Genomic DNA, 22,003 nt, shown 5'->3' with positions numbered 1-22,003 from the left:
GCTAATATCTCAACGGAGAAGTTCTCTCAGCACCTTCTTCAACTCATCTCCACTCACATTGGGAAATATCTCACCCCGATAGGTGTAAGAGACCACGCCCCTCTCCTCAGACACGATGAGGGCAACGGCGTCCGTGACCTCGGTTATGCCCATACCCGCCCTGTGTCGCGTGCCAAAACTCTTGTCCACTTCATCATTCGAAGTCAGCGGGAGCACACAGCCCGCGGCCTTAATTCTTCCTTCCCTGATTATCATGGCCCCATCGTGAATGGGCGATCCATGCTGAAAAACGCTCACGATTAACTCCGTATTGACCTCGGCATCGAAACGCACGCCCACCTCCATAAACTCTTCCAGTCCGACCTCCCGCTCAATCACAATCAAGGAGCCTGTTCTTCTCTTTGCCATGACGACGCAGGCATTTACCAGTTCATCGTAAAAGAGCGTCTCCTGGACATAGGTAATCTTCTTGAAAAAGGGACTTCTCCCGAGGGCGAGCAACAACCTTCGTATGTCATCCTGGAATATGACCACGATGACGAATATGATGGAACTGACAAAACTGTTGAAGATCCATCCGATGGTAAAGAGGCCGAACTGCTTGGCCAGGGCGAAGACGAACATGACAATGACGAGGCCCAGAATGAGCTGTATTGCCCTGGTGCCTTTTATCAAGAGAAACGTCCGGTAAATGATGAACGAGACGATCAGTATATCGATGACGTCTCTCAGTATATCTGTTGCATCTTGCCATCCGGCAACCGGCGTCATGACGTCATCACCGCCTCAACGATTTGAAGTACCTCTCTCGTCTTTTTCACATCGTGCACGCGAACGATATCGGCCCCGTTCATAAGCGACACAGCCACGGCCGCGAGCGTGCCGTAAGCCCTCATGTCCACAGGAGCGCCGGTTACGGCGCCGATGAAGCTCTTCATGGAGGCGCCTACAAGCACCGGCCTGCCGAGTTTCTTGAATTCGCCGAGCCTTTTGAGAATTCTCAGATTATCCTCTACCCTCTTCCCGAACCCGATGCCCGGATCAAGGATGATATGTTCCTCTCTGACGCCCGATTTTGTTGCCGTCTCAATCTGCCGGGCAAAAAAATCATTTATCTCGAAAACAACGTCGTCGTAATGAGGGTCCTTTTGCATGTCCTTGGGCGTCCCTTTAATATGCATGATCACCACGTAAGCCCCGAGCCTACCCGCCAGCAGGGCCATATCCGCGTCGAAGGTAAGGCCGCTTATGTCGTTGATCATATCGGCGCCCGCGCGACAGGCCTCACGGGCGACCTCCGATTTGTACGTATCGACAGAAATAAAAACATCGGAGTGTTCGCGAATTTTCCCGATTACCGGAACAACTCGCGCCAACTCTTCTTCAACGCTCACCGAATCCGCGTTGGGTCTTGTCGATTCCCCTCCCACATCAATGATATCCGCTCCGTCTGAGATCAAGGCAAGGGCTTGTTCAACCGCCCTGTTTTCACTGTCATATCGGCCGCCGTCAAAGAAGGAGTCGGGTGTCACATTGAGAATGCCCATGATGAGGGGTCTATTGTTGCTCGGGAGCTCCCTTGCCATCAGTACTTTCCTTGATAATCGTATCGATTTCCTGTCCGTCAAGAGTTTCTTTTTCTAAAAGCGCGTTGGCGATAGCATGGAGGGAATCTATATTACTCGACAGCAGCCCCTTTGCCCTTTCATAGCAGCCATGGACGAGATTTTTGAGCTCCCCGTCTATATCCTCAGCGGTCCTTTCACTGAAATCTCGGTGTTTGGCGATCTCCCTTCCGAGGAACACGTGCTCTTCGTCCTTTCCATAATTGAGAGGCCCGAGTCTGTCGCTCATACCCCATTCACAGATCATCTTGCGCGCGAGTTTTGTGGCCCGCTCGATGTCATTTCCCGCTCCGGTTGTCTCATGCGTCAGGACAAGCTGTTCGGCGGCTCTACCCCCAAGCAAAATAGCGATACTGTTCACAAGATATTCCTTGGAATAATTGTGACGTTCATCGATCGGAAGCTGCTGGGTTAGACCGAGGGCCCTGCCCCTGGGGATAATAGTAACCTTGTGGATGGGGTCCGATCCGGGGATCAGTTTTGCCACAAGGGCGTGACCGGCCTCATGATAAGCCGTGTTTTTCCGTTCCTCAAGGGAGATGATCATGCTTCTGCGCTCGACCCCCATGAGAACCTTGTCTTTGGCGTGCTCGAAGTCGTTCATCTCGATGGCGACTTTACCCCGTCTCGCGGCAATAAGCGCCGCTTCATTCACGAGGTTCTCCAGGTCGGCGCCCGAAAACCCCGGGGTTCCTCGAGCAATAATCGACATGTCAACCCCTTCTTCGACCACCGTTTTCCGGGCATGGACCTTCAGGATCTCTTCGCGTCCCTTCACGTCGGGGATGGATACTACGATCTGCCTGTCAAACCTGCCCGGCCGAAGCAGGGCCGGATCAAGAACATCGGGTCTGTTCGTCGCCGACATGACGATGACCCCTTCGTTGGACTCAAAACCATCCATCTCTACGAGAAGCTGATTCAAGGTCTGCTCTCGCTCGTCGTGACCGCCGCCGAGTCCCGCGCCCCGGTGTCTACCTACGGCATCTATTTCGTCAATAAAAATGATGCAGGGCGCGTTCTTTTTGCCCTGCGTAAAGAGATCTCTCACCCGCGATGCGCCGACGCCCACAAACATTTCAACAAAATCAGAACCGCTGATGCTGAAAAAAGGCACGTTCGCCTCGCCGGCGATTGCCCGCGCGAGAAGTGTTTTGCCTGTGCCCGGCGGGCCCACGAGCAGAACACCTTTGGGTATGCGTCCGCCAAGTTTGGTGAACTTTTTCGGGTCGATAAGAAATTCGATGATCTCCTGAAGCTCCTCTTTTGCCTCATCGATACCTGCCACATCACGAAACGTAACCTTATTGTCCTTTCCGGTGAAGAGTCGCGCCTTGCTTTTGCCGAAAGACATGGCCTTACCGCCGCCAGCCTGCATCTGACGCATGAAGAAAATCCACACGCCGATGAGCAGAATGATGGGCACCCAGGATACGAGTATAGACTGCCAGAGTCCGGTTTCCTCGTCGGGTTTTGCGTTTATTTTAACGTTATGTTCCCTGAGCATCTTCATAAGTTCAGGGTCTTCGGGCGCGTAACTCTTGAAATCCTTGCCTTCCTTATAGGTGCCGATGATATTTCGCCCCTGGATCGTGATGGACGATATTTTATCCGCCTGGACCGCGTTGACGAAGTCACTGAAGATCACGTTCTCATATTCTTTCTTGGAAACAGGAAAGACTTTGAAGATAAAAAAACCCAGAAGGATGAGGAGCAGGATAATAAAGATATTTCTATTCTGCGGAGGTTGATTTGTCGTTCTTTGCGCCACAGGTTACTGTACCACATGTCTGCCGCATTTATCAATTCTTTTGCGGCCTTTGGCCCTTGAGAAGGCATGTTCCGGCCTAAGACCCGGGCCGTTTTTCGTTGCAATTCGCCCCCTCATATGAGATAAAAGACGTTGAATGAAACTTACAGGGGAGATTGCCGGAGGCATAGCGACCGGTCCCAAGCGGATCCTGGGCCTCGTTGCATCGCCTCGTAAGTCAGGAAACTGTGAACTCTTCATCAAAGAGATGTCGAGACATGTGGGGGAAGAGCATACCTTGAAGCTGATACGGCTCACGACCCTCAATATCGAGCCTTGCATGGCATGCTACGGCTGTATCATGGATGAGCCCTGTCCGAACAAGGACGACATGAAGTTTTTGCTTGATGAAATCGTGCATGCCGACGCCGTCATGATCGCCGCTCCCGTCTATTATCTCGGTTCGAACGGAATCATTAAGAATATCCTCGACAGGGGTTTCCTTTTCTATACTGTGCTCCGTGAGACCTACGCCAAACCATGTATTCTCGTCAATTTTTACGGGATTAAAGACAGGATCGGGATGGCCCCCCAAATGCTCAGGGCCTTCGCGACTTTTCTGGGTCTCGATATTAAGGCAAGCGTGAATATCAGGGCTGCCCTGCCCGGGGAGGCGGTCATGATTCAATCGAATATAAAGCGCGCGAAGAAACTCGGCGGGTCGCTCTTCTTACCGACAAAAAGGTCGATAAGCAAAGAGGGCTGTCCTTTTTGCGGATGTGAGATCGTCCGTCTGGGCAAGAACGCGGTCATCTGTACGCTCTGTCATGGGCGCTTCAAGATAGACCGGAAAGGAAGCTTCGTGAAGCTAAAGGATGGCGGCATGCTCGGACCTCCCGACCACATGCTTCTCCACAAGGCCTGGTTGAGAAGTATGAAAGCGAAGTTCCTCGCCAAACGAAAACAAACCATTCAAACGATCCTTCGATATAAGGATGTGGGGGAGTGGGTCTCACCCCGCAAGCCCGAATAAGGCAAATCCGTAAATCAAAATGCGTGTGTGTTTAAAACAATCGAAGTCATATCTTTTCTGGACGGCATAGTTAGTGTAGATTCCGCGATTGCCGGAGCGTACCGGAATCGCGAAGGACAGCTAACGGCGATTAATGGGTCAAACCTTGTAAGCTGCGCTTGCGCTGCGAACAGTCATTGTATGGTTCAGATGCAATAACCGCGGACTTAAGCAACGTAGCTTAAGGACCGCGGGTGGAATGGAGACAGGCTTGAAGTGGAAAGATGAATATGCGATGGGCTGTTGTGGCTCGCTGGCCGAAGACTATACTGAATGTATGTCTGATGGCGCGAGGCGCGGCAGGACGCGCAGAGGCGCTTTTCCGAACAAGCCTGTCTCCAGGCACACAGCATACATAGATCTTGATCTTTGAAGTCTCGCCAGACGCCGCGGATGCAATTTCCGAACGTGCGGTGGTACAGATATTAAGCGTACTTTAGACGCTCGGCGCCCCAGCGTTAGAAAAGCTCTAACTGCTTGCCTTCCTGTTTTTTACGCCTGTCGGGCATAATCCTTGCGTCAATATATTCTTCGGGAATCTCATTGAGAAAAGGCGATGGTGATCTCACGTCTTTCTTGCCGAAGATCGTCCTGCTTCGCGCGTACGTGAGGAACAGTTCGTCTTTGGCTCTCGTCATGCCCACATAGAATAACCTTCGTTCCTCCTCCACATCATCACAGAAGCCGTTCATCTCATACGGCAAAAGCCCCTTTTCCACCCCCGTAATGAAGACGGTCCTGAATTCAAGCCCCTTGCCCATGTGCATCGTCATGAGTGTGACCGCGTCGGCCCTGGGATCAAAATCATCCGGAGGCGTAAGCAGGGTCAATTCATTAACAAAATTGACGGGTGTCTTACCCGTATGCGTCATATCATAGAATTCGGCGCACTCTTTGATATACTCGCCGGTGTCATCACCTTCGATCATCGGCCCTTCATCGAGAACCTTTCTCACGAGCGCTGTAGCTGAGATCAACTCGCCAGAGGCCCTGTCATCCGTCCGGGCCACGTAGTCCTTGAGCCGCGAGATAATATCGGTCATGCTTCTTTTTCTGTCCGTAAGTCTCGCGCCTATCACCTGATATGGGATGCCCGAATCGTTAAACGCTTCCTCAATAGCCGCGGCCCGGGCGTTTGTCCTGTACATAATCGCGAAATCGGCAAACCCGTATGACCCATCACCAAGGTCGCGGGCCGGATTCGTGCTCCGGAGGCTGTGGTGGCTCGTACCCCCCAACCGCGCCTCTATCTCGCGAACGATGAACTCCCCCTCTGCCCTCTCGTCTGGCAGGGACATGAGGGCGATGCGGCTTCCCGTCTCCCTGAGAGGGTTGATCTGTCTATCGATACGACGCCTGTTGTTTCTTACGACCGTAATTGACGCCCCCACAATCGTAGCCGTGGAGCGGTAATTATCGGTGAACATTATCTGCTTAGCATTTACAAAATCTTCTTCAAAATTGAGAAAGTTTGTCACATCGGCGCCCCTGAATGCGTATATGGCCTGATCCGGATCGCCGATTGCGTGCACCCATGCTCCCCGCTCGGATAGAAGCTTGATCAACCGATGCTCAGCGGGGTTTATGTCCTGGTATTCGTCAACAATGATGTATTTGAAAGCGCCGCCGCATATATCGGAGGTCGACCTCTCCGTAAGCAACGCGATTGGCTTGACGATAAGGTCGTCAAAATCGAGTGCGTGTTCTTGAGCCAGGGCACTGTCGTAACGATCGACCATGCCTAAGATCTCGTCGTCAGTCTTTTCGATGCCGTTCTTCACCTTCGATATACGTTCGGCCATGGTTCTCGATGCGGGAAGCGACATGTCAAAAGTCTTTTTGATGAGCGCTTCTTGTTCACCTCTTGCGTAGATCAGGAAATCACTCGATGCGTGATACCTTAAGATTTTCAATCCGAGCATGTGGAGCGTGCCGATGAAGACGCCGTGCGCAGCCGTTCCCAGAAAGGTCTCGGTCCTCTCGCGCATTTCCCTTGCCGCCCGATTGGTAAACGTGACCGCCACGATCTGGTCGGGGCTTACACCCATATGGATGAGCCTGGCGATCATTCTGATGATGGTCAAGGTCTTGCCCGCGCCTGGTCCCGCGACCACAAGGAGGTGGCCCTGGCTGGCCGTAACGGCCTCTCTCTGTGCCATGTTCAAACCGTTGAAGATCAGTTCAGCACTTATCACCGGATTGCCCTCATGAACGTTCGTGTGTACTGCTATTATTTGGGCAAAACTCTACCTTCAATTCTTCATGGAATCAAGGAATAATCCCAAATTTGTCATTTGAGCAGCGTGTCGGGTTTGTCCAGGCAGACCCTCGTGAGACAGAAAAGCTCGGTCTTTTGCCACAGGCAAAAGTTCCGAAGTCGAACGGGAGCGAATGGAACCGCTTAAGTGAATGAGCGTGTCTGTGGAGGACATCCCGACACGCATGCTCCGACATGCACGCCCGTCCGATGGAAAATCCTTAATAATAGAGCAACGTATCAGTAGTTCGTCAAATATGTGACGAACATCGGCACGTTATTTTCTCCAACTTCAAAGCCGCTCTTCTGAAAGAATTCCATGGCCTCATCATACGCGATGACCATTTTTCGCGCATAGTCCTTGTATTCGTGGAGCATGGTTTGGACGAGTTCTTTTCCGATACCTTTCTTCTGGTAATCAGGATGAACGATCAGGTAGAGGAAAAAGACATTCATGATACCATCGGCCAGTGCGTTCATGAGACCCACAAGCCTGTCGCCATCCCAGGCCGTGACAACCCGGTGGGAACCCTTGAGCGCCGTTTCAAGCTTATCGGGGTAGTTTCCCGAATCCCACTTGTTCGAGAGAAAAAGGTCCTGCAATTTCTTTCTGTCTACATCTTTCGTGAAACGATATTCGATTGCCATGGTTTCCTCCTTGTTCAAAGGATTTGACCCTGCGGTTATGACAGGCTATTATGATTCTAATTGCAATCCACCGGATGTCAAGAGGTCCTTACTGAACCATGGGGGAAGCGGCCTCGACGACTTTGATCTCTCCGAAATTCTGTTCGTACACCTCGATGTTCTCCTGCAGGGCCTTTACTACGCGCTTCATGTGGCCCGGCGTCACTATAATCCGGGAAACAAGGTGCGCCCCGTTGGGTGAATTCAGAAGCCAGTCGATGATGAACTCTTCCGGCCCGTGGGCCACAAGCATAGTGTTACTGAACCGGCCCCGTGACGTCTCGTCCGTGGTATTGATCTGTATGGCTGGTGCTTTAGTCTCGTTTGTCATAGCTCCTCCTGGGACTGTTACCGAGGATACCCTCATGTATCTATTTTAGGGCCTTCACCGATTTCCATTTTCCCTTTGTAATATCTCCGCTTTATTTCGGATGATAAGCCGATAAAGCCTTCCACCCCTGCCCTTCTGATGGTGCAGAGGTTAAAGACTTTCGTGTTATGCGGAAGCACATCTGCCCTGTCTGACGAAGGGTGCAATTTTGTGCAGGGGAATTCGCCGCAATCATAACAAAAATCAAGGCCTCTGGCTGTGACACACTGGTACGTGGCGCACTGGTCTCCAATGACGGGACAGTGGCCCTTTACGTTTCTGCACCCCCCACAGGGAAGCTTCTCTCCCGGTATCCCTCTGGATACGAGGTGCGCCAGCAGCTGCGGATCCTCCTTGCACGTCGAGACTTCACAGATGCCGCAGTCTATCCCGCAGGGAGCGACCATAAATTTCCTCTCGTTGTCAATCATGTGAACAAGGCCTCCTTTAAAAATATCCTCTATGTCTCGCTACTCCGACAATAGCACGGTTTCCCGGCTAAGGCCGACGGCACGCACTGATTATCGTAGCCCTACCCCTTCATCATTTCCAGCACTTCCAGCGGCGCCTTATCAGGAGTCCCGCAATCAAAGGGCGGCCGAGGGGCATATTCGAGCCCCAGCTGTATCATCTGCGCTATCCGGTCTGACGCGAGCTTGCTCGCCAGATACAAAGCCATGTCTACACCGGCCGATACCCCCGCCGAAGTGATGAACTTACCGTCTTCAACGTAGCGTTCATCTTTGACCGCAACACCGTACGCCGCCAATTGCTTCTTGCGTCTCCAGTGCGTGGTGCACTTCCTTCCGTCGAGCAGTCCCGCCTGGGCGAGAAGCAGCGATCCTGAACAGACCGCGACGGTCCATGTGCTCGTACTGTCAACCTTACGGACCCATTCGAGGATTCTTTCGTCTTTCAGAATACTGTCTATGCCGAACCCGCCAGGTATGAAGAGGACATCGCCCCGGGCGACTTCATCAAGGGAATAGTCGGCAGATAGCTTCAGTCCGTATGAATCCTTATAATCCCTTTTTTCATCGCCTACAAAATAGAATTTTACCTGAGGCACCCTGGCCAATACCTCGTAGGGCCCGATGACGTCGAGGGCCGTGTATCCGTCGAAAAGAAGGGTAAGAATCTGTACAGCCTTCACGCGGATCCTCCTTTATACCTCTTTTTTTGTACCCCGACGCCGACGCAGAGGCCACTATTTTACGCCGCAGATGATGCCGATCCGGCCAACCATAAACGGTAACTTTAGGGCCTTCGGAATGAAGTCTGATTTGCTTGTATCCACAAAAACCACTTTTTCTGTACCCCACGATCTTATCTCCTCCACCATATCGCCGATACCGCCATAGTAGAGGCGTGATTGAAATAGATCCTGGAACACGAAATTGCCGCCCTTCTTGACGACCCTTAAGGCTTCTTTGATTACATCTTTCTTGTTCCTTGCGTCCCTGACTTCATGAAAAACAAAGTTGCTTATCGCCAGATCGAAGATCCCGTCGTCAAAGGGCAGCGAAGAGGCGCTCGCCTGTCTGAACACCGTGCGCGTATCTACGCCCTCTGCTTTTGCATTTTCCACACAGGTTCTCTCAGAGTAGTCCCACATGCCTCCCCAGTAATCTATCCCGGTAAGAGTCGCCTCGGGATATTTCTTGGCCATTTTAATCGTAAGACCTCCGTTTCCGCATCCAATATCTATAATCTGACCGCGGTTGCTGAAATCAATATGGTCCAAAATCAAATCGTATATCCTGTTTTGAAGATTTCCGCCTTTGGGGGAAAAGGCGTGGTGAGCATATAGAAAATAGAAGAATACTCCAACAAAAAACAATGCCGCAGAACCGGCAATAACGGCGAGGACACCGTAAGCATTGGACAAGAGAACTATGGTGAGAGCTGATAGGCTCATGGCGATGATACCTGCGGTAAAGATCATCTTCTTTGGAACCCAGTTGCCGTAATCGGGGAGAGCTGTGCTCTTTTCTGTCATGACGCCTCCTTACGGGTATTCACCGCCCACGAACGTTCAACAAATAACACCTCCGACTGAAGCGCACTTCCGCCCAACGCCTCTTACTTCTCAAAACAGCGTTGCCTGACCTCGTATCTTTATGCGTTCGGCGCCCTTGAAGATCCTGATCGTGCCGTATTCACCGTCGTAGCCGGCTGCGATGTGTACGTTACCCTCCCGCACTCGCGCGATCGCCTCGCAGATGAGCGGCGATCCCACTCGCTCAATATCGTGGAGGGGAACGTCCATAAGTATTTTGAATTCGTTTCCAAGTTTGCCTATCAGGTTCTGGTATTCCCTGTCCACGGCCCTGCTCCCGACGCCCACATCGAGGGCTTCGGCAATGATCTCGGCCAGAGGAATAAGGGAATAGTAGGGGGGAGCGCCTTTGGGCCTCATCGCCAAGTCCCTGTCGGCGAGTTTCTCTACTCTGTGTAATACGCCCACTGTGACCTTTTTGCCGCATACCGGGCAGACGTAATCGGCCGCTATGGTCTCTTTGGGCGATAGCCGTACCTTACATGTCCTGTGGCCGTCGTGGTGGTACTTGCCTTCCTCGGGAAAAAATTCGATAGTCCCGAGAAAACCCTTTCGTGTCCGGATGGCCTCCATCATGGCGGTGTAGGAAAGATCAGAATCGAAGATATTCGCTTCCCTGCCCAGTTTGGCAGGCGAGTGAGCATCAGAATTAGAGATCAACGTTATCCCATCCAGGGCTGAAAGACGCCAGTTCATAGGAGGGTCCGAGGAAAGCCCCGTTTCGATCGCATAGATGCGCGGCGTCAACTCCTCAAAACATTCCTCCAGGGAGTCAAAACCTGATACGGCTCCAAACACCGAGAAATGAGGTGTCCAGGCGTGGGCGGGCACGAACACAGCCTCGGGGTTTGCATCGATGACGATTTTCAAAAGTTCTTTGGCATCGAGACCGAGGATGGGCCTGCCGTCGGCCTTGAGGTTTCCGATCCTGGCTAAAGCCGCACTGATTCTCATCACGCTTTCGAGATCCGGCACAAAGATCAGGCAGTGGACTTTCCTCGTTCTGTCCTTCTTCCTATAGATACAGCTTATCTCTGTGGTGAGAAGGAAAAAAACGTCGGCGGCGCATAAGTCGGGGACAGTCTGGTTCTGAAACTCTGTCCGCAGACGAAAAAGCCCATTACTTAAGGGCTCGAGTTTCTGCGCGAGTTCCTTGAACCAGGCCGGGTGCGTGAAGTCGCCGGTGCCGAGAACCGTGATGCCCTTGATCTGCGCCCATTTCCAGAGCATCTCGGGGGTCAGTTCCTTGCTCGTAGACCGCGAATAACTCGAATGGATGTGAAGGTCGGCAATGAATCGCATAGAACATTATGTATCGTGGAAGTATAACGAAGTCAAGAACCAAATCGTTCTCTTGTATCGTGGCATTCGGGTGAAAGACTATGAAACCTCCGACAAAAAAGCAAGGGCCCGTGGTAGTAGAGGGACCCTTGCTCGAAGCGGGTTTTAGTGCTTTAGTCGCACGGTGGTTCATCTCCACTTATCGATGGATGCAGTAGACGGACCGGCCATTTTCCAACCCTGGGCCACATCATTAATCTCTCCGCCCACCACAACAACCTTCACGTATTTGCGAGGATAAACCTGTACAATGGCGTCATCAGGTTTGCCAAGGTATTCCTTGGGCCATATGTACTGCTCGCCACGCACAAGTCCTCCCTTGAGCACCGGCTCTATGAAGCTCCGGTAATAGGTGGAATCCTTGAATTCTCTCATGGTCACGGTGGCCGATGACCAGATGCGTTCCTCTACATCCTGTTTACTCAAACCTTTCGATGAAAACTGCCTGGCCTTGGGAGGCGACATGAGGATAACAACACCATTGGGGTATTCAAACTGGGCGATGGCCCTGGAGAGTTTTTCATGGCCTTCAGAGAACATATAGTTACCTGCATGGCTCCATCCTCCGCTGAAAATGGTGACCGTGCTTTCCTCACGCTTATATCCCTGGCTCACGTGGTACGGTTCCCAGGGGCTTCCCTCCTCGTTCTCAGGAAAACAGAAGGAGTAGAGACTCACGTTTCCCTGGGTACCCATGATGTTTTCACCTACCTTACCACCGCCGAGATTGAGCGTGAAAAGTCTTAAGGCCCGTCCAATGCTGGCGTTCGCCTGGTTTCCCGGCCCTAAGGCGAAGACTCCCGCGTTCATGCCTATCTCACTCCTCATCGGGCCGTTGACGAGCATCATGAACGAGAAGGAATTCGTGGAGACAATTCCTCCTCCGTTGTCTCCTTCAACAAAGGCCTGCACGGCGGCGAGCAGCACCGGCATATATTCAGGCTTACAGCCTGCCATGACTCCGTTGATGGCCACTTTTTCCACGGTCACCTCATAATCATTTGGCGGCATCTTCCTGCTTACCACTTCTTCCGGCTTGTGGCTCGTACCCTTGAGCATTGCGGCCACTCTTTGGGCGGTGGGGATCACAATAGGCAGGCCATCGGTGAACCCCTGGTCCATGAAGTATTTCCGTACTTTTTCCTCGGTGCCCTTTATCGCTATCCGGGGCGGCCTTCTTGGCGTGTACATGCCTGTCATGGTTTCTTTCTTGTTAAGAGGCGTAGTGATCGCTTTGATGATCTTATCCATAATATCGGAGAGCTGTTTGTCTGAAGCCTTATCAAATGCCATAGGCACGGAAACTGTGCGGAGCATGGTGCCGAGTTTCTCTGATGTGGCCTGTGCCGTTGGCTCAAAAAGATCGAAGATCGCCACAACGCCGGGAACGCCGTTTTTCTCCAGCGCAGCGGACCATTGACCGGCATACATGGTCGTGGAACTCTGAGCAGTGGCGAAATAGACAAAGGCATTGCCGTTCTTCTTGATTTCTTCCCACAGCGGTTTGTCATCGGCATTATAGGCCGTGGTCTTGATTTTATGAATAACCTTCGCGAAGCGCCCGGTAAGCATCTTCTCCACTCTGTCGGCAAGGCTATCCATTGCCGGATCTTTAGGAGAATTGATGGTGATAAGGTAGATAGTTTTGTTCTCAATACCCGGCAAACGTGGCGCGAGCGGCACTGAGGCCACCTGCGGCAGGTACGCACCCGGGTGCAGAGCGCTCACAAACGGCTCATGCCCTGACGCGGCTGCAGCACCTAACCACAGCCCCACGACCAGCACAACAAAAAAACAGATGCTCCGAATAGCCTGGAAGGTTCTTTGCATTCTCATGTAGACCTCCTCCAATAGAATTTTGATCTTCTGTCTCATGTGTGGATCACTTCCGTATAAAAGGACGAGAGAACCGGTTCCGGTTACAGGTACTTAGTAATCAGGGAAATATCATCGAGATGCTCCAGGTTCAGGATCAAACCTACCAGGGTTTCCACTCTCTTCTTCGAGAGCTTTTTTGGAGCGTGCTTCGCGCAATCGGAGAATTTGGCCATAAAAGCCTGTTCGGACATGGGGTTTTCAGGGTGGCCGTAGACTAACTGCACGGTCTCACTGTGGGTAGCGCCATCTTTCATCCTTATCTCGACTGTTCCTTCAACAGCCCTTGTTCGGGTCAACGCCGGATCTACTTCATAGCTGATCTTCTGTGCGAGCGTTATCACTTCTTGGTCGGCCAGGGCCTCAGCCGTAAAACTGTCGAGAGAAACATTCCCGTGGACAATCGCCTGCGCCACCGTAAAGGGCAGGCTGAACTTGGCATCTATGGCCGTAGCAGGGCTCTTCTTGCTCTGATGCGGCTCACAGAGCATCTTATTGAGCGGGCTTACAATGAGATGAATCGTTTCCACGTCGGACGGCCTTATCTTGTACGTCTTTCTCATCTCAAGGGCGGCATCGATGCACGAGTGGGTCCCCCTGCAACTCGGCCACGGTTTGAAGCTCACGTTGGCTCCTTCAAATGTTTTCCCTAATTCATTGGTCAATATGTTGGGATCGTAGTTCCCTCTCACGTAAATCGAAAAAAGCCCGGCCTTGCCTTCGATAGGATGGTCAAAGCCGGTAATCTTTTTTTGCGCAAGGAGCGCTGATAGCACAGCCGCTTTTGCTGAAAAGGCGTCGCGGATAGCCCTCACCACGGATGTGGGACTGTAAATGATTTCGGCGCTACATGTGGCCTGACAGAGCGTTAGTGAGAAGGCGTCCAGTATCTCCCGCTCGGAAAGCCTCAGTAATTTGGCCGCCGATGCCGTGGCGCCAAAGGCCTCAAGAACAGGGGGCAGATACCAGCCATAATCTATAGCATTTACGGTAAGGGCAAGACCCAATCTGCAGACCAGATCACTTCCTATGGCAATGGCGGTGATGAGGTCCTTGCCGCTCACCCCTCCCGTGCTTTCGGCCACAGCGAGTGCGGCGGGTATGGCGGCAGCGTTGGCGTGGACCGTGGCGGCGTCGTGGGTATCCTCAAAATCGAGGGCGTGTGACATGGAGGCATTAGCAAAAGCGGCCATATAGGACGGTGCCTTGGCGCGAAATCCGATGATTGTGCTCTCTTTCTTGCCTGCACCGGACAGAGCAAGGTCAACGAAGGTCCTGCATCCTTCACCCATGGTACCGGCGGCAAGGGTGACGGCTAAAGCGTCAAGCAGGCTCTTTTTTGTCACATCCACTACATGCTGGGACAGGTCGTCGTAGGTGATACAAACGACATGTTTCGCAAACGTTAAAGACTCATCCATGGGCGAGTAGCCTCCCTTAAGAAATTCAGTTTCTCTCCTTATGCCAACACCACTTCGTCGCCGTTCACCACATATTTTGTCGTGAGACCGGCATTCTTTGAAATCTCTTCCATATATCTCACGACCTGTCCGAAACGGGCATCGGATGCCCTGAGGATTTCGGGCGCAGCCGTCTTCTTATCCACATAGGTGGGCAGAAAACAGACGCTCTTCATGACGCCCTCTTCAATGACACACTTCACGACCAGGGTCTTCTGCGAGTCCGTGGGAAAATTGTACAGGGCCTCGAAATCGGGGATCCAGTCGGGATTGAGCTTCTGGATTTCTCTAAAACTCTTGCTTTCTGCGTGGGCTTTATCCATCCTTAAGTCTACGGCAAAATTGCACATGCTGTAGAAGATGTTCTTTCCTTTATAGACTTCAGCTCCTTTGAGGATGTGGGCATGGTGGCCGAGTATGAGGTCGGCCCCGGCATCTATCGCAGCATACGCCATTTCTTTCTGGTAGTCGGCGAGTACCGCGGGGATGAAATGAATACCGAAGTGCATGGAGACGATGACCACATCGGATACGGATTTTGCAGTCTTAATATCATCGATCATGTTCTTCATGTCTTCTTTATGAGGGAAGGTATGGATACGGCAGGGTGTGCCCGGCTGGTCATGTTCGATCTGCTCATAGTATGTCCATGCCCGAAGTGGCGTGCAGCCCGGTCTTGTCTCTTCGGCCCAGTAGGCCATAGGAAGGATCGTATTGTAGGCGAGAAGGGCTATGTTACTCCCCTTCGTACGAAAGATCGCCGGTTTTCTCGCCTCCCTGATATTGGCGCCGGCACCGATCACGGAAATACCCGCTTTTGCCAAGACATCGAGCGTATCGAGAAAGGCCTCTCTCCCCCAATCCATACAGTGATTACCCGCACAGGAGATCACATTAAAGCCAGCCGCTTTCATATCTGCGGCAGCCTTAGGATGTGTGAGCACGGCGTGTCGTGCCTGAGGCAGACGGGAGCCGTGCAATGAGAGCACGGTCTCCAACTGGCCGAAGACGATGTCAGCCTTTTTCAGGACCGGCGCTACACGGTCGAATATGGTGATGGGCTTTTCCCTGTCAGGAGCCAGATCGGCAACTGCGTAAAAAAGAACTTCTTTATCGTGTGCCATATATTCCTCCCGGTTCTTGTGTTTGAGCCGTCTTAATCAGGTCCGTGAATGGGCCTGATCGAGCGTGCCATGGCGCGCCAAATCCAAAATACCCCTGGGAGAGAACGGGCCAAAGTAAGCTCCATTCCCTCCCGTATAAGCTCTGTCAGCTTTGCGCCCTACTTCGCATACTTTTTAATCACGGCCTGGGCTTCATTCAGGAACTTGGTCCCCGGCAGTCCTTTCGCATCGAGGGTTTTGGCCTCTTTTTGTGCCTTTTCGTACCATACAGCGCGTAGCTTGTCGAGGTCAGCCTTTGGCAGATTTATGAACTCCACACCGTTGGCCTTGGCATATTCCAAACCGACTTTGTCATCATTCTGTACTTCCTCTTCGGCTATGACACTGTAGTAGTCTACGTTGTCATCGAAAATCTTCCTGATGTCCGCAGGCAGTTTATTGTAAGTGTTTATATTCATGGCCCGTGTGCCGGTAGGTGTGCCGAATGTGCCGAGCATGGTGCAATACTTCGTAACGTCTGCCATCTTCAAAACCTTCAATACTGAGATGGGGGCATCAACTCCATCGAGCATATTCTTCTGGATCATCATGTAAACCTCACCCATGGGGTTCGGAACAGTTGCGACTCCAAAAGGAGTATAGACATCGCCTGTATCGCCGCGGGCTTTAATACGTAGGCCCTTGAAATCATCTATCTTACGGACGGGCCTACGCGTCAAAAGCTGGAAATCAGCCCCGCCGGTCCATGCGAGCACCTTGAGCCCCTTGAACTCTTTCTCCAGTTCCGGGATTTTCTTTATGGTTTCCATGAAGACCTTGTGGCCGTCTTGCTGATTGGCGCCAAAGAAGAAGAGCACGCTTGCTTTAGTGAGGTCGTATCCCGCCTTTGCCGCAGACGGCGAGATGAGGGCCATGTCTGCCGTACCCGCCGCAAGTTCATCGATTGCATCAGCGCCTGTCATCAGCGTACCGCCCCAGTAAGGGGTAATCTTTACACGGCCTTTTGTATCCTTCTCGATCTTGTCGAAATACCTTTTGTCGGCTTTGCTAAAGGAATGATCAGGTCCATAGGGTGAGGCATAGGTCAGCTTGATAACGTTCTGGGCCTGTGCTATTGTCACGCCGGGCAGAGTCAGCATGACAAAGAAAGCCCCCACAAATAATACGGCCAAAATTTTTGTACGTTTCATTGTCCCTCCCTTAGATATTTTGTTTTTCTCAACTGGCATTACACTGCATGCCGTCATCTCAAGCGAACTCCATTCGTGTGCTTTACGACGGGCCCTTCACGTAGCGCTTCCTCGTAAATCCCCCTTTCCTCGGTCCTGTTTGGACCCTCACCCTTTTCATTTCATGACGCTCGGGAGCCATGTAACGGTCTTTGGCCACCACATAAAGATGGGCATGGTGACAATGTCTATAACAAGAAAAGAGATACAGCCCCTGTACACGGTTGTAAGAGGTATCTCCTTATCCAACCCTGCAACAACAAACATGCACATACCAAGCGGGGGCACGATGAGACCGATTTCGAGCAGACGCACCTGAATCACACCGAACCAGACCGGATCAAAACCGAGGCCCATGAGAAGAGGGAAAAATATGGGTAGCGTAAGAAGTTGAATCGAGGGTCCTTCCATGACCACGGCGAGGAGTATGTAGATGACCACAATAATGCTTACGATGACCATAGGTGGAGCAGCGAGGGCGGCCACCCATTCGCCCACTGCCTGCGGAAGGGTCGTCTTGGCCACAAAATAGTTAAATATGAACGCCCCGATGATTATGCCGTAGATCATACCTGTAGTCCGCATTGTGTCTTCAAAGGCCAAAAAGAGTTTTTTCCAGGTCAGGCGTCTACGCAGGGTGGAAAGGAGGATCGCGCCTCCGGCCCCAACACCGCCTGCTTCGGTTGCCGTAAACCACCCCAAAATGATCCCTCCTATGGAGAAACAGACGAGCAAAATCAATTCCCAGCAATCCTTGAGGGAGACTACCTTTTCCTTGAAGCTCACCTTTTCGCCACGAGGTCCGAGGCTTGGTTTTATCCAGCACAAGAACCAGGCCGTGGCAAGGTAAGAAATGACCGTGATAATGGCCGGAATCACGGCCCCGGCAAAGAGCTTGCCGATAGAGGTTTCGGTAAGTACGCCATAAATGATGAGAGTCCCGCTCGGCGGAATGAGGGCGCCGATGGATCCGCCCGCGGCAACCGATCCTGCGGCAAACCCGGGGTCATAACCCCGCTTCTTCATCTCAGGTAGCGCGAGAAGACCGACGGTAGCCGCCGTGGCAAGGCTCGTGCCGCTCACCGCGGCGAAGGCGGCGCAGGCGCCTATACTTGTCATCGCAAGCCCCCCGCGCATATGGCCAAGCCATTTGCCAGCCACCTTGAAGAGGTCTTTACCGAAACCGCACTGAAAGATCACATGGGCCATGAGCAAAAAGAGAGGGAGCACGGCGAGGGAGTAGTTGGCGATCGCGTGATACGGGGTAATGGCCATCTTGGCTACAGCTGCAGGCAGGGGATAAAGAAGGCACATGCCGAGGAAACCGATAAGACCCATGGCAAACCCGATGGACATACCGCTTCCGAGCAAGACAAAGAGAATGGCAAAACCGAGAAGACCGATGATCACGGGACTCATTTGGATACCCCTTGCTTGATGTGATGGACGACTTTGATCAAGAGAACGATACAGAAGAGAAACGACGCCACGGTAAAGGCAGCGCGGAAGGGATATATGGGGACTTTGAGGAATTCGGTCATCTCATGGTTCTCGGCCTTTTGTACGGTAAGGAAATAACTCGCATAGACGATGACAGCCCACACAAACAGGCTTAATGTCTGGTTTATGGTCTCGACCCAGGCCCGACCCCTTTTTGATAGATGTTTTACCAGTACATCGGCCTTGGTGTGATGGTCGGCCATCTCGGCCTTGACAAGTGAGAAGGAGACGCCGACCACGATAAAGGTTTCTACAAGATCGAACGCGCCGGGGAGAGCGACACCCAGGGCTCTGCCCACGACCGTGGCAACAACGAGGATCACGACCATGGCGATGAAGAACTCAGCGAGGTAACCCCCCAGATTGCTCACTCGATAGATGAACCGCTCAAAGCCACCCATCACCTGACCTCCTGTGTATTCTGTGTTGCTTTCAGTTTTGTTTTGATGCCCAAAATCCTTTCCTGTAAGGAATTTCAAGCAGGGTCCATATACGAAGTGATGAGTATTAGTATACCAATGTGCTAAACCGTTGGCAAACTTTTTTTCCCTTACGGCCGTAAGCTCGCCATGGCGCATCTATCCGCCGAGGAGCACATGTTGGCGAACGATTTGGAGTAAGGGACGGTCATCCGCCTCCGATCAAGATTAAGGTGAGGGTCAGGGTATCGCCGTCAGTTAATTCCGTGGCCAGGCCCTGGGGGAGACTGTAGTACGAAACGCCGTTCAACTCTACCTTGAAAATGCCGTCGAGGGTCAGCTCCCCCGTTCTTTGATCTGTGACTTCGCGGGCAAAATAAGTCTCTCGCAGCAAACGATCGAGTAAGTTCTGCAGAGTGCTACCCGAATCCGTCTCCACTTCGGACGGTATTTCCGGTATTTGGACGGTCTTCTTTATGGTTATTTTCATTTTCCCGGACGAGTTCACCGGCCGTTTAAGCCGCGAACATTTTCAATCTATTTTACGAATTCCACACCCTGCTTTGCTCTTTGAGGCCTCTTAACTCGCACTCGCCGTGCCCCTTGGAGAGAGCCTTACGCCTCATCGGGCGCCTTCATCCATTTACCTGCTTCTTTCAAAGCCTTTACTATCTTCTCCGGGGTGACCGGAAGCTCCTTGAACCATACCCCTGTAGCGGCATGAAGGGCATCGATGACCGCCGATGGGGTGCTCACAATACTTCCTTCCGAAGCCTCCTTGGCCCCGAAGGGGCCGTCGGGATCCTTGGTGATAATGTCAATCACCTTTATATCCGGCGTATCTGTAGAACGGGGCATTTTGTAGTCGAGAAGCGTGCTGTTTCTGGTATTTCCCTTCTCCATGATAAATCCTTCGTAGATGGCCTGGCCCAAGCCTTGTATGGCCCCGCCTTCATTCTGAGCCTCCACGCTGACGGGGTGCAGAGGGAATCCGGCGTCATGCGCTATGGTAAAGTTATCTACGTTGATTTTTCCGGTCTCCATATCCACACCAAGGCGAACGCTCTGAGCCGTAAAGCTGAAGTTGATGCCACCCTCTCCGCTGCCCTTATCAAAATCAAGGGGCTCGTCCACGCCGTAGTCCGAGTGGCCCCTGCCGAGGATTACAGCGCCGGCTCCCTCGTAACAGGCTATTTTCGCGAGTTTCTCAAATGACATGCGCTTATCTGGGTTCGTTTTCATTGAAACAACGCCGTTTCTGATTTCAATATCATGAGGCTGCACCTTCCAGGCTTTGGCTCCAGCTTGGAGCAGCTGATTCTTCGCGTCTCTTGCGGCAAGCTGCGTTGCCTGGCCGGCGAGCAGCGTTACCCTGCTTCCGTAGCTCCCCGGGTCCACCGGCGTATAGGCGGTGTCAACTCTTTTGATCGATACATCCTCGTATCTCACGCCAAGTTCTTCAGCCGCTATCATAGCGAGCACCGTGTCGGACCCCTGACCACAGTCGGTGGCACCGGTAAGGAGGTTGACCGTGCCATCCTCACAGATTCGGACAATAGCGGCGCATGCCTGGTGCCCAAGCTGACGGGCCCCACCATGATAAGCAGTGCCGGAAAGGCCCACCCCATAGGAGACCGCGCCTTCCCGTTTAGGCTTCTTATCTTTATCTCTCCAAATCTCTTCCTTGGTCACAGCCTGCAAAGCCTCTTTGATCCCGCACGTTTTCAATTTAAAGCCGGTAACGGCTTTGTATGCCTCCCCCGGTTTCATGTTATCGATGGCATTACGCATCTTGATCTCCACAGGATCTATGCCGAGCTCTTCAGCCATCATCCCCATCTGCACGTCGCAGGCGAAACGGGTATGGGTGAACCCGTGACCGCGCATGGCAGCCGAAACGGGATTGTTGGTAAAAACACGCCAGCAGTCGTATTTGTAATTGGGCAGCCTGTATGGAACGGGCGTGCCGTAACCGGTGAGAAACATGGTGAGGGGACCGATGGCGGTATATGCCCCTCCATGACCGATGACGCGGCTCTCTATGGCGGTGAGCAGGCCCTCTTTCGTCATACCCATCTTGTTATAGATAGTCATGTTGTGTCGTCTGCGGCATGTGGTGAGCACTTCCTGCATGGTGTAGATGTATTTGACGGGTTTACCTGTCTTTTTCGAGAGCATGACCACGCACAGGTCGCCTGCCACAGAATCATTCTTCGTCCCACCGAAGCCGCCTCCGATAAAGGGCTGAATGATCCGTATCTTGCTTAAGGGTAGCTTGAAACAACCCGCGAGATGCCGGTAGTGAAAGTAGGGACTCTGCTTGGCAGGCCATACCGTGATATACCCCGATGGATCGTAATAGGCCAGCGAAGCGGGGGGTTCCAGAAAGCCTGTGAGCACCCTCCCTGTATTAAATGTATCCTCTCGTACGAGGTAAGATTCTGCAAAAGCTTTTTCCACGTCCCCGAAGTCCCAGTGGTATTCAACGCTCACGTTATTCGGCCGGTAGTCGTGGATCACCGGGGCGCCCGGCTTCATCGCTTCCCGGGGATCGAAAACGCCAGGAAGCTCTTCGTAATCAACCTTGATAAGTTCACATGCTTCTTCGGCTATATCCTCGTCAATCGCAGCGACGGCTGCGACACCTTCGTAGAGATAACGCACCTTATCTACGGCAAGGGGTGGCTCATCCCTGGTGGTCGCCATAAAACCCCAGGTCCAGCCGCCGAAGTCCTTGCCCGTTATGACCGCCCTCACCCCCGGCAGCTTCTCAGCCCTGCTCGTATCGATATTGAGAATCCTGGCATGGGGAAACGGAGCTCTTGCCACCTTACACCAGAGCATATCAGGTAGAGAGTAATCGGCGGCATATTTGGCCTGCCCCATAACCTTTTCTTTACCGTCAATCCTCGGAACCCGTTTTCCGATAACCGCATAATCACTCATTGTTTCACCTCTTAAGTTTTAGCCGTTCGGCACTTCTTCGCGGAAAGACTATGCGAGTATCTTAAGGCAATCATCCGCGCATCTTCTCGGCGGCGACTTTGACCGACTCGATGATCTTCGTGTATCCTGTGCAGCGACAGAAATTCCCTTCCAGCCCCTTTCGTATCTCTTGATCTGAGGGGTTCAAGTTATGGTCGAGCAGGGCTTTTGCAGACAGCACCATGCCGGGCGTGCAGAAACCGCACTGCAGGCCGCCGATATCCACGAATGCCTGCTGTATGGGATGAAG

The 22,003-nt window shown here is 52.4% G+C and carries 20 protein-coding genes; 1 reads left to right on the top strand and 19 read right to left on the bottom strand.

The genetic code is table 11. The features are described 5' to 3' along the window. Positions 1–9: 9 nt before the first annotated feature. Genes cdaA through ftsH form a run of 3 tightly spaced genes read right to left on the bottom strand, consistent with a single transcriptional unit; the run spans position 10 to position 3,396 of the window. Positions 10–771: a diadenylate cyclase CdaA gene (gene cdaA, locus VMT62_12455; protein ID HVN97232.1), complete on the bottom strand. Its 762-nt coding sequence runs from the start codon at positions 769–771 to the stop codon at positions 10–12. Further along, positions 768–1,586 (bottom strand): dihydropteroate synthase, encoded by an 819-nt coding sequence (gene folP / locus VMT62_12450; GenBank protein HVN97231.1) that lies wholly within the window; start codon positions 1,584–1,586, stop codon positions 768–770. Before folP ends, cdaA begins: the two co-directional genes overlap by 4 nt. Next, entirely contained in the window at positions 1,558–3,396 is a 1,839-nt protein-coding gene (ftsH, locus tag VMT62_12445) for an ATP-dependent zinc metalloprotease FtsH (GenBank protein ID HVN97230.1), read from the bottom strand. Before ftsH ends, folP begins: the two co-directional genes overlap by 29 nt. Before the next feature lie 136 nt (positions 3,397–3,532). Between ftsH and VMT62_12440 the strand changes: the two genes are divergently transcribed. Continuing rightward, positions 3,533–4,408: a flavodoxin family protein gene (locus VMT62_12440; GenBank protein HVN97229.1), complete on the top strand. Its 876-nt coding sequence runs from the start codon at positions 3,533–3,535 to the stop codon at positions 4,406–4,408. A gap of 497 nt (positions 4,409–4,905) precedes the next feature. On the opposite strand, the gene VMT62_12435 is transcribed toward VMT62_12440, so the two are convergent. From VMT62_12435 to VMT62_12360, 16 genes are all read right to left on the bottom strand, one after another. Further along, positions 4,906–6,642 carry an ATP-dependent helicase gene (locus VMT62_12435; protein ID HVN97228.1) on the bottom strand — a complete coding sequence of 579 codons (1,737 nt, stop codon included), beginning with the start codon at positions 6,640–6,642 and terminating at the stop codon, positions 4,906–4,908. A 302-nt stretch (positions 6,643–6,944) separates the two neighbouring features. Continuing rightward, positions 6,945–7,352 carry a GNAT family N-acetyltransferase gene (locus VMT62_12430; GenBank protein ID HVN97227.1) on the bottom strand — a complete coding sequence of 136 codons (408 nt, stop codon included), beginning with the start codon at positions 7,350–7,352 and terminating at the stop codon, positions 6,945–6,947. Between the two features lie 88 nt (positions 7,353–7,440). Continuing rightward, positions 7,441–7,722 carry a DUF3467 domain-containing protein gene (locus tag VMT62_12425; protein HVN97226.1) on the bottom strand — a complete coding sequence of 94 codons (282 nt, stop codon included), beginning with the start codon at positions 7,720–7,722 and terminating at the stop codon, positions 7,441–7,443. Between the two features lie 32 nt (positions 7,723–7,754). Next, the gene (locus VMT62_12420) at positions 7,755–8,192 is read right to left on the bottom strand and encodes a DUF3795 domain-containing protein (GenBank protein HVN97225.1); all 438 of its coding nucleotides are present in this window, start codon (positions 8,190–8,192) and stop codon (positions 7,755–7,757) included. A 101-nt stretch (positions 8,193–8,293) separates the two neighbouring features. Beyond that, positions 8,294–8,914, bottom strand: a complete 621-nt coding sequence (locus VMT62_12415) for a DJ-1/PfpI family protein (protein HVN97224.1) — start codon at positions 8,912–8,914, stop codon at positions 8,294–8,296. A gap of 54 nt (positions 8,915–8,968) precedes the next feature. Next, a complete protein-coding gene (locus VMT62_12410; protein HVN97223.1) occupies positions 8,969–9,760 on the bottom strand; it encodes a class I SAM-dependent methyltransferase in 792 nt (263 codons plus the stop codon). 90 nt (positions 9,761–9,850) lie between these two features. Next, on the bottom strand, positions 9,851–11,122 hold the full coding sequence (locus VMT62_12405; GenBank protein ID HVN97222.1) for an endonuclease Q family protein: 1,272 nt from the start codon (positions 11,120–11,122) through the stop codon (positions 9,851–9,853). A gap of 168 nt (positions 11,123–11,290) precedes the next feature. Then, positions 11,291–12,997, bottom strand: coding sequence for a hypothetical protein (locus VMT62_12400; GenBank protein ID HVN97221.1), 1,707 nt, complete (start codon positions 12,995–12,997; stop codon positions 11,291–11,293). 83 nt (positions 12,998–13,080) lie between these two features. Then, positions 13,081–14,457: an MmgE/PrpD family protein gene (locus tag VMT62_12395; protein HVN97220.1), complete on the bottom strand. Its 1,377-nt coding sequence runs from the start codon at positions 14,455–14,457 to the stop codon at positions 13,081–13,083. A 38-nt stretch (positions 14,458–14,495) separates the two neighbouring features. Then, complete coding sequence (locus VMT62_12390; GenBank protein ID HVN97219.1) at positions 14,496–15,620, bottom strand: CapA family protein; 1,125 nt, start codon at positions 15,618–15,620, stop codon at positions 14,496–14,498. 158 nt (positions 15,621–15,778) lie between these two features. Continuing rightward, positions 15,779–16,810, bottom strand: a complete 1,032-nt coding sequence (gene dctP / locus VMT62_12385; GenBank protein HVN97218.1) for a TRAP transporter substrate-binding protein DctP — start codon at positions 16,808–16,810, stop codon at positions 15,779–15,781. A gap of 156 nt (positions 16,811–16,966) precedes the next feature. Beyond that, the gene (locus VMT62_12380; protein HVN97217.1) at positions 16,967–18,268 is read right to left on the bottom strand and encodes a TRAP transporter large permease; all 1,302 of its coding nucleotides are present in this window, start codon (positions 18,266–18,268) and stop codon (positions 16,967–16,969) included. After that, positions 18,265–18,750, bottom strand: a complete 486-nt coding sequence (locus tag VMT62_12375) for a TRAP transporter small permease (protein ID HVN97216.1) — start codon at positions 18,748–18,750, stop codon at positions 18,265–18,267. The genes VMT62_12380 and VMT62_12375 overlap by 4 nt, the downstream gene beginning before the upstream one ends. Positions 18,751–18,976: 226 nt before the next feature. Further along, positions 18,977–19,258 carry a hypothetical protein gene (locus VMT62_12370; GenBank protein HVN97215.1) on the bottom strand — a complete coding sequence of 94 codons (282 nt, stop codon included), beginning with the start codon at positions 19,256–19,258 and terminating at the stop codon, positions 18,977–18,979. Positions 19,259–19,383: 125 nt separating this feature from the next. Continuing rightward, a complete protein-coding gene (locus VMT62_12365; GenBank protein ID HVN97214.1) occupies positions 19,384–21,714 on the bottom strand; it encodes a xanthine dehydrogenase family protein molybdopterin-binding subunit in 2,331 nt (776 codons plus the stop codon). Between the two features lie 70 nt (positions 21,715–21,784). Continuing rightward, positions 21,785–22,003: 2Fe-2S iron-sulfur cluster-binding protein (locus VMT62_12360; GenBank protein ID HVN97213.1), on the bottom strand; the 219-nt coding region annotated here is incomplete at its 5' end.

It is taken from the genome of Syntrophorhabdaceae bacterium (assembly GCA_035541755.1).
GTDB lineage: Bacteria > Desulfobacterota > Syntrophorhabdia > Syntrophorhabdales > Syntrophorhabdaceae > PNOF01.
The sequence above is the reverse complement of the archived record's forward strand: the minus strand, read 5'-3'. Positions and strand labels throughout refer to the sequence as shown.